This window comes from Bacilliculturomica massiliensis (assembly GCF_900605495.1).
Taxonomy (GTDB): Bacteria; Bacillota; Clostridia; order Peptostreptococcales; family Anaerovoracaceae; genus Bacilliculturomica; species Bacilliculturomica massiliensis.
In genome coordinates this window covers 112,135-126,624 of record NZ_LR027601.1, presented here as the reverse complement: position 1 = coordinate 126,624, position 14,490 = coordinate 112,135, and the positions used below count along the sequence as shown (strand labels likewise).

The window sequence follows — 14,490 nt, the reverse complement described above, 5'->3', positions numbered from 1 at the left end:
TTAAGAAAATCCAATTCTCCCGGGTTCTCAGCCAGCCAGCCTGTCCGGTCGGCCAGCCTGTCCGATCGGCAGGTCGCCCTCCGGCCTGTTGCCCATTCTGTCTGTCCGGCGATCTCCCTGCTATCCCGACAGCCGCCCCAGCTGCCGTCCCGACTGTCAAATTTCTCCGACAGCCGTCTCAACTGTCAGACCGCACCAGCTGCCGCACCGGCTGTCACCGCCGACTCTACAACTTCTGCGCCCGCAGACCGTCCTTTGTCATGACCTGGACCTCCGTGAACCCTATGCGCCGCAGCCGTTCTTCCGTCTCATCGAACTGAAAGCCCAGACTCTCCGTGTCGTGGGCGTCGGAGGAAACGATCACCCTGCCGCCCAGACGCCGGATCGTCCGCAGCAGCGTGTCCGCCGGATAGGGCGTAGATCTGTAGCCCCTGTAGACGCCTCCCGTATTGACTTCGATCACCACGCCTGACTTTACTGCTTTTTCCAGCGCCGTCACGGCGATGTGCAGGTAAGCCGGCGACTCCTCATCAAAGAATCTGCCGTCGCTGTTGAGTTTGCGGATCAGATCAAAATGTCCCAGAATGTCGGGCCTGCCGTTGACCGCCATATCCGCCACCGCGTTATAGTAAGTGGTGAGCATGGCCATCACATTTCCGTGAAAGCCTACTTCCAGGCACTCGTCCAGCTCCTCCGGCGTGCTGTCCACTGTATAGAATTTCCCCGTCAGCGGACTCTGGATGTAATGCACGCTTCCGATAATATAGTCGTAATCCTCTCTGTCGATCTGCCCATAATAATCCCATTCCGTTCCCAGAACGATGTCGATGGTACCGCGATACTTTTCCTGCAGCGCCCGGATCTCCCGGATATAGCGGCCGGTAGCCCCGGGAGTCAGGCAATAGCTCTCGTCAAAGGGAGTGTAGCCGTGGCAGCTGAAGCCCAGGCACTGAAACCCCCTGGCAATGGCCGCCTCAACCATTTCCTCCGCGCTGTTTTTGCCGTCGCAGTACGTTGTATGGGTATGTGCATTCGATAAGATCGTCATTATTTCATTCGCTCCTGTTTTACCTTGTGATCCACCACGTGGCGCCTGGCCAGCTCCGCGGTGACGTCTTTCATACCGATCCCGGCCTCTACCATGAGCACCATAACGTGATAAGCCAGATCAGCGATCTCGTAGACCGTTTCTTCCTTATCCCGCTTTGCGCCTCCGATAATGACCTCGGTACATTCTTCTCCTACCTTTTTCAGGATCTTGTCAAGACCCTTCTCAAAGAGGTAAGTGGTGTAGCTGCCTTCCTTCGGCTCTGTCTTTCTGCCTCTGATCAGCTCGTATAACCCGTCATAAGAAAAAGGTGTGATCTCCTCGCTTATGTACAGCGGCTGGAAAAAACAGCTCTCGCTGCCCGTGTGGCAGGCAGGACCGTCCTTGACGACCTCCACCACCAGCGCATCCCCGTCGCAGTCCGCATAGATGCTCGCTATGTGCTGCCTGTTGCCGCTGGTCTCTCCCTTTCTCCACAGTTCCTGACGGCTGCGGCTGAAGAAACACGTCTTGCGCTCGCGGATGCTGATCTCCAGACTCTCCCGGTTCATGTAGGCCAGGGTCAGCACCTGTTTTGTATAATAGTCCTGCACGATGGCGGGAATCAGACCTTTTTCGTCGAACTTCAGGGTCGGTTGTTCCATCTTTCTCTCTCCTCGCTTTGGCTGAGACAGATCCGCGCCGTCCTCCCGGCTTCTGTCGCCGGCAGCCGGCGTTTTATTCCTCAGCGGCTCCCTTTATTGTTCGCACACAACAAACTATTTTATATTTGTTTGTGCCCTCATTATAACACCATTCCAAATTTCCTGCAACTCAAATCCGCATCTCTATCCCATTTTCTCTGAGATACCGCTTCAGATCTCCGATCTGGATCTCCTTAAAATGGAATATGCTGGCTGCCAGTCCGGCGTCGATCCGGGGATCCTGGAACAGCTCTCTGAAATCCTCCATGCAGCCTGCGCCGCCGGAAGCGATGATCGGCACGTTCACCCGGTCCGCCACGGCCTTAAGCATCTCGATGTCAAACCCCTTCTTTACGCCGTCGGTATCGATGCTGTTCACCACCAGCTCGCCGGCGCCGTTTTTTACGCCTCTCTCCGCCCATTCCAGCGCGTCGATGCCTGTGTTTTCCCGGCCTCCCCTGGCAAACAGCATAAAGCGTCCGTCTACGCGCTTCACATCCATGGAGAGCACCACGCACTGATCGCCGTATTTTTTCGCCGCCGCCGGGATCAGTCCCTGATCGCGGATCGCACCGCTGTTTACGCTGACCTTATCCGCACCGCATTTCAGCACGCGGTCAAAATCCTCCAGCGTGTTGATCCCTCCTCCCACTGTGAGCGGGATAAATATCTCCTGCGCCACCTCGGTCAGAATATCCGTGAACAGCTTCCGTTCTTCCACGCTGGCGGTAATATCGTAAAAGACCAGTTCATCCGCGCCGCTCTCGTTGTAGAACCGCGCCATCTCCACCGGACTGGCCACGTCCTGTATCCCTTCAAAATTCACTCCCTTGACTACCCGGCCGTTCCTCACGTCCAGACAGGGAATGATCCTCTTTGTTATCATAGACTACCTCCTGTTTTCCCGCCGCGCCGGCGGCATACCTGACTTGACCAGTTCCGGCCGGCGGCCGCCGCCCTATTCCTGCCAGCTGTCTCTGCCCCGCTGTGTCCGGCCTGTTCAGCCAGCTACCTTTGCCCCGCCAGCCCCGGCCTGTTCATCCAGCTGCCTCCGCCCCGCTGCGCCCGGCCTGTTCAACCAACCGTCTCCGCCCCGCAGCGCCTAGCCTGTTCAACCAACCGTCTCCGCCCCGCTGCGCCCAACATCTATCGCGCCAGTCTTATAGCTTCCGCCAGATCCAGCGCTCCCGTATAGATCGCCTTGCCCAGGATCGCCGCGTCCACCTTGCCCCGCAGCGCCTGGATCTCGCTGAGAAAGCTGATGCCCCCTGAGGCCACGATATTCAGTCCCTCGATCCCGGACAGTTCTTCGTACACTTCCATATTGGTGCCCTGCAGCCCGCCGTCTCTGGAAATATCCGTGTAGATCACCGTGTTCACTCCCATGCCCCGCAGCTGCGCGCAGAAGTCCAGACCCCGTGTCTGCGTGATCTCCTTCCACCCGTTGATGGCCACCAGACCGTCCTTTGCATCCACGCCCACCGCGATCTTTTCTCCGTACTTATCCACCATATCCTGCAGAAAAGGCAGGTTGGTGACGGCAGCCGTTCCCAGTATCACCCGGCCTACCCCCAGATCCAGATACTGCCGGATCCTCTCTTCGTCCCGGATCCCTCCGCCTACCTCCACGAACATGCCGCCTTCCTCCACGATCGTTCGGATCGTGGCGAAATTGACCAGCTTTCCGTCTTTGGCGCCGTCCAGATCCACCACGTGCAGATATTCCGCGCCTTTTGCGCGAAACTCCCGGGCCACCGACGCGGGATCGTCATTGTAAACTGTCATCTGATCATAATCGCCCTGGAACAGCCGCACGGCCTTTCCGTCTCTCAGATCAATGGCGGGAAATATTTTCATCTCGCTGTTTCCTCCTGCTCGCTCATTCCTTTTCAATCCTGCTCGCTCATTCCTTCTCAATCCTGCTCATTCCTGCTTCTGTCTGTTGTTCCGTCTGTTGTTCCGTCTGTTGTTCTGACTGTTATTCTTTCTCTCTTCCCTTTTCCCATGCTTTCTTTCCTGCCGCCTACAATTCTGAAAAAGCTTTCAGCATAGCCAGACCTGCGGAACCGCTTTTCTCCGGATGAAACTGCGTGCCCAAAACGCTGCCGTTTGCCACCGCGCCAGGTATCTCCACGTCGTATTCCGAGACAGCCAGCGTATTCTCTCCGCAGTTTTTCGCGTAGAAGCTGTGCACATAGTAGACGTAATCCCCATTCCGGCTGTATTTCAGCAGCGGATGGACCCTTTTGCCTTCATCGTATGCTTTTTCCGTAAACCGCAGGCTGTTCCAGCCGATATGCGGTACCTTCAGCGGCTGTCTCAGATCCGGCTGTATGGGGCAGATCTCTCCGGGGATCAGCCCCAGCCCCTGGTGCTCGCCGTATTCCAGACTTTTCTCAAAGAGCAGCTGCATGCCCAGGCAGATACCCAGAAGGGGTTTTCCTGCCGCCGTCTCCTCCTTTATGGTATCCACAAGACCGGTCTGTCTCAGCTTCTCTGCGGCGTCGGCGAACGCGCCCACCCCGGGCAGAATGATCCGGTCCGCGGCCTGAATATCTTCTCTTTTATTGGTAAGCTTGTTCTCCAATCCCAGATATCTCAGCGATGAGCTGAGGGAAAAGAGATTTCCCACTCCGTAATCAATTATCGCTATCATTGGCGTCCTCCCTCTGCAGTCAATTGACTGGGCGGAACCGTTTCACGCTCTGTGTCAGATTCCGCTGTTTTCTAACGTTCGCGCATTACAGCACGCCCTTCGTGGACGGTATCTCGTCGGCGTAGCGCGGATCGATGGCCGCAGCCTGCGCCATGGCCCGACCCAGCCCCTTGAACATGGCCTCGATGATGTGGTGGCTGTTCTCTCCCGCCAGCTGTCGGATGTGAAGCGTCAGACCCAGGCTGCGGGTGAACGCCAGGAAAAATTCCTTCACCAGTTCCGTATCAAAATCGCCCACCTTCTGGGAAGGTATGGAAGCCTCATAGGACAGACACGCTCTGCCGCTGATATCCACGGCGCACAGTACCAGCGCCTCGTCCATGGGAAGCAGAAAGCTGCCGTAGCGGTTGATCCCCTTTTTATCTCCCAGGGCTCTGGCGAAAGCGTCTCCCAAAACGATGCCGATGTCCTCCGCCGTGTGGTGGAAGTCCACCTCCGTGTCGCCCTTGCAGGTGACGGCCAGATCGAAACGGCCGTGGCGGCTGAACAGATCCAGCATGTGATCGAGAAATCCGCAGCCCGTGTCGTTTTGATATTTGCCCGATCCGTCCAGATTCAGCGCCAGCCCGATCTGCGTCTCCGCCGTATTCCTTGTGATCTCAATATTTCTCATTTTACCCTCCGCTCATATCCGTTCCGCCAGCAATTCTTCCGTGACCCGGCACAGCGTCTTCATATCCTGAGGCGTACCCACGGTAATCCGCACGTAATCCCTGATCTCCGGTTTGTCCCAGTGTCTCACCAGAATGCCCCGCTCCTTCAGCTGCCGAAAGTATTCTCCCCCTCCGATGCGGTCGCTTTTGGCGAAGAGGAAATTGGCCTTGGACGGCAGCACCGTAAACCCCATGCGCCGAAGTTCCGCCGCCGTTTCCTCTCTGGTCTCCCGTATGGCCGCTGTGCAGCGCTCAAAATACGGTCGGTCCTTCATGGCGGCGGTCCCTGCCAGAATGGAGAGCCGGTTCACATTATAGGGATTGAAGCTGAACTTCATTTTATTCATGTCGCTGATAATTTCTCTGCAGGCGGCGGCAAACCCCAGCCGCGCGCCCGCCAGACTTCTGGACTTGGAAAATGTCTGCACCACCATGAGATTATCGTACCGGTCGATCAGCGGGATGACCGACTCTCCGCCGAAATCCACATACGCCTCGTCGATGATCACCAGATGATCCGGATTGCTCTTCACGATGGCCTCGATCTGCGCAGGCTCCAGCGCGATCCCCGTGGGCGCGTTGGGATTTGCGATGACCACGTTCCTGCCGCAGCCTATGTAATCGGCCGGATCAATGGTGAAATCCTCCCTCAGCGCCGCCGGCTCCGCCGATATGCCAAAGAGCCGGGCGAATACCGGATAAAAGCCGTAGCTCACAGCTGGAAACCGCACCGGCTTCGTGTCGTCTCCAAAGGCCAGAAACGCAAAGGCCAGGATCTCGTCGGATCCGTTTCCCACCAGCACCTGCTCCGGACTGATATGATAAAAACCGGCGATGGCCTCGCTCAGTTCCCGGACCTCAGGATCAGAATAGAGACGCAGTTTATCGATCTCCGCCCCAGGCTCCGCCAGGCGCTTTTCCCCCCCGCCGTTTCCGCCGAAGATAGCCTCGAATACCTTCGGGCTGGGCGGATACGGGTTTTCATTGGTATTCAGTTTAATATAGCTCCGGTCCTGAGGCTGCTCCCCAGGCGTATACGGCTCGATGGCCGCGAACTTTCCGGACAAAAATCGGCTCATCCTGTCTTCCTTCCTTTCAATGGTCTCCTGCGCGGACCAGCAAACGCCCGCCTATTCAAAACGGATGGTCACGCTCTTGCCGTGGCCGTGCAGGCCCTCGCGCCGGGCAAAATCCGCCACTCTGTCCTTCACCTGGCCCAGCGCTTCCTTCGTGTAGTAGATAAAGCTGGATTTCTTGATGAAGTCGTCCACGGACAGCGGGCTGGAAAACCGCGCCGTGCCGCCGGTGGGCAGCACGTGATTGGGTCCCGCGAAATAATCTCCCATGGCCTCCGGCGTATTTTTGCCCAGGAAGATGGACCCTGCGTTCCTGATCTCCGCCAGAAGGGCGAAGGGATCGTCCACACACACCTCCAGATGTTCCGGCGCGATGGCGTTGGCTGCTTCCACCGCCTGCTTCATGCTCTCGGCCAGTATGATCTTGCCCCGGTCATCCACGCTGGCCCGGGCGATCTCCTCTCTGGGCAGCTGGGGAAGCTGTACTTCCAGCTCCTTCTGCACCGCCAGAGCCAGGTCTCTGCTGTCTGTGACCAGCACCGGACTGGCCAGCCGGTCGTGTTCCGCCTGAGAGAGCATATCCGCCGCCACATACCGGGGATCGCAGGTGCCGTCCGCCAGCACCAGGATCTCGCTGGGACCGGCGATCATATCGATATCCACCATGCCGTACACCTTGCTCTTGGCTGTGGCCACGTAAACGTTGCCCGGCCCCGTGATCTTATCTACCCGGGGCACGCTCTCTGTTCCGTATGCCAGAGCCGCCACCGCCTGAGCGCCGCCGATCTTGAAGATCCGCGTCACGCCCGCCGTCCTCGCCGCCGCCAGGATCACGCTGCTGATCCGTCCGTCTCTGTCCGGAGGCGTCACCATGACGATCTCCTTCACCCCCGCCAGCCTGGCCGGAATGGCGTTCATGAGCACGCTGCTGGGATAGCTGGCCGTACCTCCGGGCACGTAGATCCCCGCCCTCTCGATGGGGGTGATCTTCTGTCCCAGGATCACTCCCTCCTTCTCCGTGATGACGAAGTCTTTTCTCACCTGCTTCTCGTGAAAGGCCGCGATGTTGTCTCTGGCCATTTCCAGCGTCCTGAGAAAGTCCGGGTCCGTCTCGTCCAGAGCTTCCTGGACCTCCGCTTCCGTCACCTCCAGCGACGTCAGTTTCGCCTGATCAAATTTCTCTTCATAGCGCAGGAGCGCCCGGTCGCCGTCTCTCTTTACCGCGGCTATGATCTCTTCCACCGTCTCCGACACGTCCGTCTGCAGCTGTTCCTCCCGATCCAGGATCTCCGCCAGTGTGATCTCCTTCATATCGTATATCTTTATCATCTTTTCTCCTCTCTTCACGCCGGCTCTTTTCTATTTTCCGCCGGAGACAGCCAGTTCCTTCTGCGCCACTGCCGCGGACAGCTTCCGGACCATCTCGCCGATGACGTCGTTCTTAAATTCAAAGCTGCTCTTATTGGCTATAAAACGGGCGCTGATCTGCCGGAATTCCTCCACCACCCGCAGGTGATTCTCCCGGATCGTATTTCCCGACTCCACAATGTCCACGATAACGTCGGAAAGTCCCAGAATGGGAGCCAGCTCGATGCTGCCGTTCAGCTTGATGATCTCGATCTCCCTGTTGAGCCCGGTATAATAATCCTTGGCGATATTGACAAACTTGGTAGCTACCCGGAGAGGACGGTCCGTATCTTCGGCAAAATCCTCGCAGGCGGCCACCGCCATGCGGCATTTGCCCAGCTTCAGGTCCAGCAGTTCATAAACGTCAGGTCTGCTTTCCAGAAGAATGTCCTTTCCCACGATGCCCACGTCCGCCGCGTGGTGTTCCACATAGATAGCCACGTCGCTGGGCTTGACCAGAAGATAACGCACTCCGTTCTCCTGGTTTTCAAATACCAGCTTCCTGTTTTCCTCATATATACTTTTACAGTCGTACCCGATGGAGGCCAGCAGCTCGTAGACCTGATCCCCCAGTCTGCCCTTCGGCAGCGCGATATTCAGCATTGTCCCTTCGCCTCCTTCTCTCCGGCCCAGCGTCCCGGGGATCCCGCCTGCTCTTCCCGCAGGCTTCCGTCCTCAAATCGGTAGAGACGCTCAAAGCGCAGTCCCGCGGGGACGGCGCGTTCCGTGCGCACCCGCATACCGTCTTTTACCAGCTTTTTCACCGCCGCCGCCAGCTTTCCGTAATCCGCGCCGCCGTCGTAGAGCACCAGCGCTTCCACATCACAGGCCGGGCCGGTTCCGGGGAGACGGCGCAGCTCGCTGATATACAGGGCAAACCCGATGGCCTCAAGATCCTTGCCCATCTTGGCCATCATGCCGTCGTACTGCCCTCCCGAGAGCACATTGCGGGGCAGGCCCTCCAGGTAACCCTGAAAAATGATTCCATTATAATACTCGATGTCGTTGATCATGGAAAAATCCAGCCTCATCTTCTTTGCCAGTCCCACGGCCCGCATGGAGCGGTAGACCGCTTCCAGCTGATCCGCCGCCTCCTCCATGGTCTTGTTGATGGCGATTTTTCTCGCCTTCTTGATCGTGGCCGGAAAATCTCCGTACAGCGTGGGCAGCTGGCACAGCGTTTCCACCTGGATCCGCGACAGCTTCGCCTCCTCGGCCACCAGCTTCAGCTCTCCTGCATTTTTGCTTCGGATGCAGGCCAGCATGCGCTTTTCCATGTCCTCGTCCACGCCCAGGCTCTCAAGCAGCCCCACGACCAGCCCCATATGGGATACGACCAGCACGAAATCAGGACCGAACACCGATAAACTGTGTTCCGCCAGGGACAGGACCTCGATCACGGCGTACAGGTCCACCGTTCCGATACATTCCAGTCCCATCTGGCTGATCTCTCTGTAAGTGTGGCTCTCCTTGCTCTCGCGATAGACGTTTTCCGTGTAATAGAGCTTTTCTGTGCTCTCTCTGGTGGCCTTGGTATTTTTCACGATCCCCAGGGTCACATCAGGTTTCAGCGCCAGCAGCTTTCCGTCCAGATCCGTGAAGGTGATCACGTTTTCACTGGGCAGAAATCGTTTGTTCGCCGCGTATAGACTGTATTCTTCAAACCGCCCCATGCGGTACTTCTTATAGCCGTATTGCTCGTAAAGCCCTCGCAGCTGCAAGGTTGCCTGTTCCTCCGGCCTCAACGTCTTGATCTGCAGTTTCATACTTTTCCTCTTTCCAATTTCAGCACTCATTCCATTCATTCCGTACAGGAGATTCCATCCTCCGGACCGCGCCGGCCGGCTGCGATCCTAACTGTTACTAGTATAATCCCAATTCCTGCCGCTGTCACGCGCTTTCTCACTATATTGTTTTAACGCAATAAAGCAATGAAGTTATAGTAGCACATATTCAGGAGAAAATCAACCCGCCGCCCGTAACTTTTATATTTTTTCCGATCAGAGAGATCAGAGAATGCCGCTGTACGCCCATAAAAAACAGCGCTTCCGCCAGGCGCCGCTCTGAACGCAGCGGCGCGCCGGCAGAAGCGCCGGCTCTCTTGCTTTTCCGCTCCTGTTTCCTGTTACTCCCATGCCGGGTGCACGATCTGAGACTGATCCAGCAGAAGCCCCGCCAGATCTCCCTTTCTAAGTTCCACGGCGCTGTCAAACAGGGTATCCGCCTCCAGTATCACGCCGCCGCAGTCCACAAAGTAACGAACGATATTTCCCTGGGGCAGTACTTCCCTGATCTTGCCCGTCACATCTCCCTCCCGGACGCCGCAAAGCTTAATGGTCTCCGGCCGTATGGCCGCCCAGGCTCCTTCGGAATGAGACAGACCCAGCCTGGCGCAGTCCTCCGGAGACAGCAGGTTATAATTGCCGATAAATCCCGCGGCGTAAACGGTTCTGGGCGAGGCGTACAATTCCTCCGGCCTTCCCGATTGTTCGATCACACCGTCTTTCATCAGATGGATCACGTCGGACATGCGCATGGCCTCGTCCTGATCGTGCGTGACAAATATGCAGGTGGCGCCGGTCTCTCTCTGAATTGATTTGACCCTGGACTGCAATTCTTTGCGCAGCTTGGCGTCGATGGCGCTGAAGGGCTCGTCCAGCAGCAGTACCTTCGGCTTTGTGACCAGGCTGCGGGCCAGCGCCACCCTCTGCTGTTCGCCCCCGGAAAGCTGGGAAGGATATTTGTTCTCCATCCCATGAAGGTCTACCATGCGCAGCGCTTCTCCGGTCAGCTTTTTTCGTTCCTCCCGCGGGGTCCGCCGCATTCTCAGGCCAAACTCCACATTGGCCCCCACAGTCATGGTGGGAAACAGGCTGTACTGCTGAAAGATCATTCCGATGCATCTCTCACGGGGATCTTTCTGCGAGATATCCTCCCCATCCAGAAAAATACGTCCGCTCTGCATTCCCTCAAAGCCGGCCAGGCACCGAAGCAGCGTACTTTTGCCGCATCCTGAGGCGCCCAGCAGCGTTGCCAGCTGTCCCTTCTCCACAGAGAGACTCAGTTTTTTCAGGACGTGCTGACTCCCGTAATATTTATCGATCTCCCTGAATTCAATATATGCCATCGTCATATCTATTTCAGAGCGTTTTCCACGAATTGAGCCGGAATGATATTTTCATAGCCGATGGGCTTCTGAATGAGACCCTGCTCCAGGCAGAAATTTTCTACGGTCTGATAGCCTTCCTCTGTGATCGCGCCCGTGGCTGAGAAGGAGCTCTTGATCGTCTCCAGCTTGTCGGCCAGCTGCTGCTCCGTCATGCCCTCGAACATCGGTATCAAAAGCTCGGCGATCTCCGCCGAAGAATGCTCCCCGATCCACTTAAGCCCCTTCACCGAAGCGTTGACAAAGGCCTGAACTGTCTCCGGATTTTCGTCGGCGAACTTCTTCGTGCAGGTGACGATGGTGGTATCGCAGAACTGAGACCCATACAGCTTTTCGTGGGTGGCCGGGTCCGTGGTGTCCACCAGGATATTCGCCTCCGGGACTGCCGCCAGCAGTTCAGACTTATTGTAAATGTCAAAGAAAGTGCCGTCCACTACGCCTTCCGACAGACTCACGACGGCCGCTCCGTATTCCATGTTCAGGAAGTTCACATCATTCTCAGAGAGACCCGCCTCGCTGAGCAGCGATAACACGAAAGAATAAGGCGCCGACCCCGGCATTCCTGCAAATACCGTCTTGCCCTTCAGATCCGCCGCACTTTTGATCTCCGGCCGGGCGGCGAATGCGTAGATTCGATTGTTGCTGTTGGTCATGATCATATAGGATTCCATTCCCTCGTCGTACGCTCTCATGACCGGCTCTGCGGAAAGCATGCAGAATTGGGAATCTCCCGCATGCATTCCCTGAAACGCTACAGGTCCGTCTTTGTAGATCACGAACTCCACGTCCAGGCCCTCGTCCTCAAAGTAACCGAGGGATTGGGCCACGTAGGCAGACGCCCAGCTGATCCCCCTGATCTCTGACACGGTTATCTCAGTCAGTTCCGCGCCTGACACGCCGTCTCCGCCGTCGCCGTCGTTCTGCCCGCTGCAGGCGGACAGCAGTGCCACTCCTGCGATCATTGCGGTGATCAATAGAATACTCCATACTTTCCTCATTGTTTTCTCCTTTTTCATTGCTACGAATTTGACTTTGGTCCTATGTCAAGCGCACCTTTGGGTCTCCAGATGAAAAGCCGCTGCTCCGCCTTGTCAAGACTGAAATTCATGATCACTCCCACCAGCAAAAGTATGACGATGCAGGACATAACGCGCTTGATATTAAAATAACTGGTAGCGTAGGCGATCATCCAGCCAAAGCCGGCCGCAGCTCCCATGTATTCCCCGATAATGGCTCCCACCAGACTGGATCCCAGCCCGTTCCTGATCCCTGTCAGGATCCAGGGAGAACAACTGGGCAGAACCACGTGCCAAAGCGTCTGTACCTTACCCGCTCCCAGAAGGGTCGCCGACTCTACCAGCTTCTTTTCCATGCTGTTCACCGCTCCGAAGGTGGCAAAGAACACATTAAAAAATACCATTAACGACGCCAGAAAGACCTTGGACGTAAATCCAAGACCAAACCAAAGGATATAAACGGGAGCCAGCGTCAGCTGCGGTACGCCGTGAATGGCGGTCACAATAGGGAGGAACACCTTTCCAAGACGTTTGAACTGCCCAAACAGCACGCCTGTGAAAATTCCTGTGACAGTCCCGTAGAACAATCCCATCAGAGCTTCCGACAGCGTCACGGAAGCGTGTTTCCACAGAGCTCCGCTCTGTGCGAAGTCTATCAGATCCAGCAGGATCTCAGTGGGATAACTTGTGTAATACGCGCTGACCATACCGCTGACGGCAGCGTACTGCCAGAAGGCCAGAGCAGCGGCGATCAACGCGGCCCGTACGAGCAGCAGACTGAATTCTGTCTTTTCTCTCATGTCCTATTCCTTCATAAAATAAGCGTCGTCCCGTTTGATTCCTGGATCCTCCAGCCCAAGCTCCGCAGCCCGTGCCAGTATCATATCCTTTGCCCCGTTGGTCTCCGCCCCGTTGACAGTGCGGTACACGCCTTCGGCTGCCGCCGCAAAGCGTTCCCCGCATATTCCCACGGCCATCTCCTCTTCTTTCCACCCCACCAGATACCGGGTCCCCGAACAGAACAGCGACAAATTGATTCCCTTCGTCTCAAAGGGATAGGCTGTGCACTCCGCACAGACAGCCTGGTTCCCCGCCAGCTTAAAGCTGCCGCAGACACCGTACTGGTAGGTATAGCCTTGTAAGATCCGCATGGCCTCATAGGGTCTCACGATGAGTATGACCACATCCGGCATCTCATCATATTGCTCCAGAGGTCTGGTCATGACGCCCCAGGCCGGTCTGCTGCAGAATGTCAGATCGCCGGCGACCCCTCGGGATACCTCCCGGTCCCGGTACAATCCGAAGCCGTCAAACTCTTCTCCCGTCAGAAAGCGTTCTCCGGGAACTGTCAGTCCCAGCGCTCTGGTCCCTCCGCCGCACTTTGAATGACTGAGGTCCGTCTTAAAAGCCCTACCCCCGGAAGCCTGACGAACCATTACGCAGTATGGCGTCCGCGCTTTCAGAACCGGCGCGCCGGCCGCCAGATATTCTTCCTGTGTGTATAAAAATTTCACGCCCACCGGACTTCTTTCCAGCCCGAGAGCCGCCTTCAAACAGTCGCAGGCGCTTTTCACCCTATCCTTCATCGTCCTCTCAATTTCCTTCCTGTACCAATGACGTATATTTTTATGTTAATGTATCGATCCCAGGACTGTCCAATTGATGTTTTCTATGTAAAACGGATGCATACGCGGGCTTTTTCTATTCTGTCAACGTAAAAAAGAGAACGGCTTGATCACCGTTCTCCCTGTTGAGTGCAAGAATATTCTTTTCGCCCTCGCTTTTCTATTTAAAGTACTTTTCCGGATCCACCGGCGCTCCGTCCTTCCACACTTCAAAGTGGAGATGGGTGGGTTCGATGCTCTCAAAGAGCGCTGTGTCGCCGATCCCGCTGATCACCTGGCCTTTTGTCACCACATCGCCCTCACCTACCATCTTATCGGTGCTCAGATTGCTGTATTTTGTGATCAGGCCGTCGGCGTGCGTGATCTCGATGGTGAGTCCCAGCTTGTCGTCGTTATAAACTTTTGTAACGGTTCCTTCCGCCGCGGCGCACACCTGCGCCGACAGCTCCGCGTCGATGTCCACGCCGTTGTGAACGGTGTACTGATCCAGCGTGGCGGAATAGACCGGCGCTTCCGGGGAAAACTTTTTACTGATCTCCCCTTTTACCGGCTGGACCATGACGGCCCCGCCGGCCGTATTCTGCCGGGCAGTTCCCGTGCCTTTGTCGTCCTTGCTGTCCACGGTGGGCACCGGTTTAGACACGTCCTGCGTCTTGATGGGCGTGGTCTGCAGATCTTCCGTCCGGCGATTTTCATTTTCGTTATTGATGTCCAGTGTTCTGCCATCCCATTTGGCGATCCACTGCGGATTGGCTCTCACGGTATACACCGCGCCGGCCAGCACCACCAGGGCACAGAAAACTGCGATCATTGTGTAGCGGAAATTCTGTTTTTTCGTCTGTTCCTGTTCATATCTTTCTGAACGCATATCCATTCCTCCATACTCTCTCATCCTGCTTCGCGCCTCCGCCTTCGTCCGTGATCCGAATGGGAAACACTTCCGTTCTGCCGATTCCGTGCGGTATGCGGCACACGGCGCCCGTACAGGCTGCTTTTACGTCTAGTATGGTCCCGATCCGCCGCCTTTATGCACAGATCTTTAAAGAAGATGCCCGGCGCAGGCGCGGATCCGGAGTCTTTGCCGCACAAAAAAAAACGCG

15 protein-coding genes are annotated in these 14,490 nt (G+C 56.5%); all 15 read right to left on the bottom strand.

All coding sequences use genetic code 11. The features are described from left to right. Positions 1–226: 226 nt before the first annotated feature. On the bottom strand, positions 227–1,048 hold the full coding sequence (locus tag E0E37_RS05635) for a histidinol-phosphatase (protein WP_130862014.1): 822 nt from the start codon (positions 1,046–1,048) through the stop codon (positions 227–229). After that, on the bottom strand, positions 1,048–1,692 hold the full coding sequence (gene hisIE, locus E0E37_RS05630; protein WP_130862013.1) for a bifunctional phosphoribosyl-AMP cyclohydrolase/phosphoribosyl-ATP diphosphatase HisIE: 645 nt from the start codon (positions 1,690–1,692) through the stop codon (positions 1,048–1,050). The genes E0E37_RS05635 and hisIE overlap by 1 nt, the downstream gene beginning before the upstream one ends. A gap of 169 nt (positions 1,693–1,861) precedes the next feature. Further along, positions 1,862–2,617 carry an imidazole glycerol phosphate synthase subunit HisF gene (hisF, locus tag E0E37_RS05625; protein ID WP_130862012.1) on the bottom strand — a complete coding sequence of 252 codons (756 nt, stop codon included), beginning with the start codon at positions 2,615–2,617 and terminating at the stop codon, positions 1,862–1,864. A gap of 260 nt (positions 2,618–2,877) precedes the next feature. Beyond that, on the bottom strand, positions 2,878–3,588 hold the full coding sequence (gene hisA, locus E0E37_RS05620; protein ID WP_130862011.1) for a 1-(5-phosphoribosyl)-5-[(5-phosphoribosylamino)methylideneamino]imidazole-4-carboxamide isomerase: 711 nt from the start codon (positions 3,586–3,588) through the stop codon (positions 2,878–2,880). 166 nt (positions 3,589–3,754) lie between these two features. Further along, positions 3,755–4,387 carry an imidazole glycerol phosphate synthase subunit HisH gene (hisH, locus tag E0E37_RS05615; RefSeq protein WP_130862010.1) on the bottom strand — a complete coding sequence of 211 codons (633 nt, stop codon included), beginning with the start codon at positions 4,385–4,387 and terminating at the stop codon, positions 3,755–3,757. 85 nt (positions 4,388–4,472) lie between these two features. Beyond that, positions 4,473–5,060: an imidazoleglycerol-phosphate dehydratase HisB gene (hisB, locus tag E0E37_RS05610; protein WP_130862009.1), complete on the bottom strand. Its 588-nt coding sequence runs from the start codon at positions 5,058–5,060 to the stop codon at positions 4,473–4,475. A 12-nt stretch (positions 5,061–5,072) separates the two neighbouring features. Beyond that, positions 5,073–6,179, bottom strand: a complete 1,107-nt coding sequence (gene hisC, locus E0E37_RS05605; RefSeq protein WP_130862008.1) for a histidinol-phosphate transaminase — start codon at positions 6,177–6,179, stop codon at positions 5,073–5,075. A 51-nt stretch (positions 6,180–6,230) separates the two neighbouring features. Beyond that, entirely contained in the window at positions 6,231–7,505 is a 1,275-nt protein-coding gene (hisD, locus tag E0E37_RS05600; protein WP_130862007.1) for a histidinol dehydrogenase, read from the bottom strand. Between the two features lie 30 nt (positions 7,506–7,535). Further along, positions 7,536–8,186 carry an ATP phosphoribosyltransferase gene (gene hisG, locus E0E37_RS05595; RefSeq protein WP_130862006.1) on the bottom strand — a complete coding sequence of 217 codons (651 nt, stop codon included), beginning with the start codon at positions 8,184–8,186 and terminating at the stop codon, positions 7,536–7,538. Then, on the bottom strand, positions 8,180–9,349 hold the full coding sequence (locus tag E0E37_RS05590; RefSeq protein ID WP_130862005.1) for an ATP phosphoribosyltransferase regulatory subunit: 1,170 nt from the start codon (positions 9,347–9,349) through the stop codon (positions 8,180–8,182). The genes hisG and E0E37_RS05590 overlap by 7 nt, the downstream gene beginning before the upstream one ends. Before the next feature lie 359 nt (positions 9,350–9,708). After that, a complete protein-coding gene (locus E0E37_RS05585; protein WP_130862004.1) occupies positions 9,709–10,710 on the bottom strand; it encodes an ABC transporter ATP-binding protein in 1,002 nt (333 codons plus the stop codon). A gap of 8 nt (positions 10,711–10,718) precedes the next feature. Further along, positions 10,719–11,747 carry an ABC transporter substrate-binding protein gene (locus E0E37_RS05580; protein ID WP_165445220.1) on the bottom strand — a complete coding sequence of 343 codons (1,029 nt, stop codon included), beginning with the start codon at positions 11,745–11,747 and terminating at the stop codon, positions 10,719–10,721. 20 nt (positions 11,748–11,767) lie between these two features. After that, the gene (locus E0E37_RS05575) at positions 11,768–12,565 is read right to left on the bottom strand and encodes an ABC transporter permease (protein WP_130862002.1); all 798 of its coding nucleotides are present in this window, start codon (positions 12,563–12,565) and stop codon (positions 11,768–11,770) included. Between the two features lie 3 nt (positions 12,566–12,568). Then, entirely contained in the window at positions 12,569–13,351 is a 783-nt protein-coding gene (locus E0E37_RS05570) for a DUF169 domain-containing protein (protein ID WP_130862001.1), read from the bottom strand. 199 nt (positions 13,352–13,550) lie between these two features. Continuing rightward, a complete protein-coding gene (locus E0E37_RS05565; protein WP_165445219.1) occupies positions 13,551–14,258 on the bottom strand; it encodes a M23 family metallopeptidase in 708 nt (235 codons plus the stop codon). Positions 14,259–14,490 lie beyond the last annotated feature (232 nt).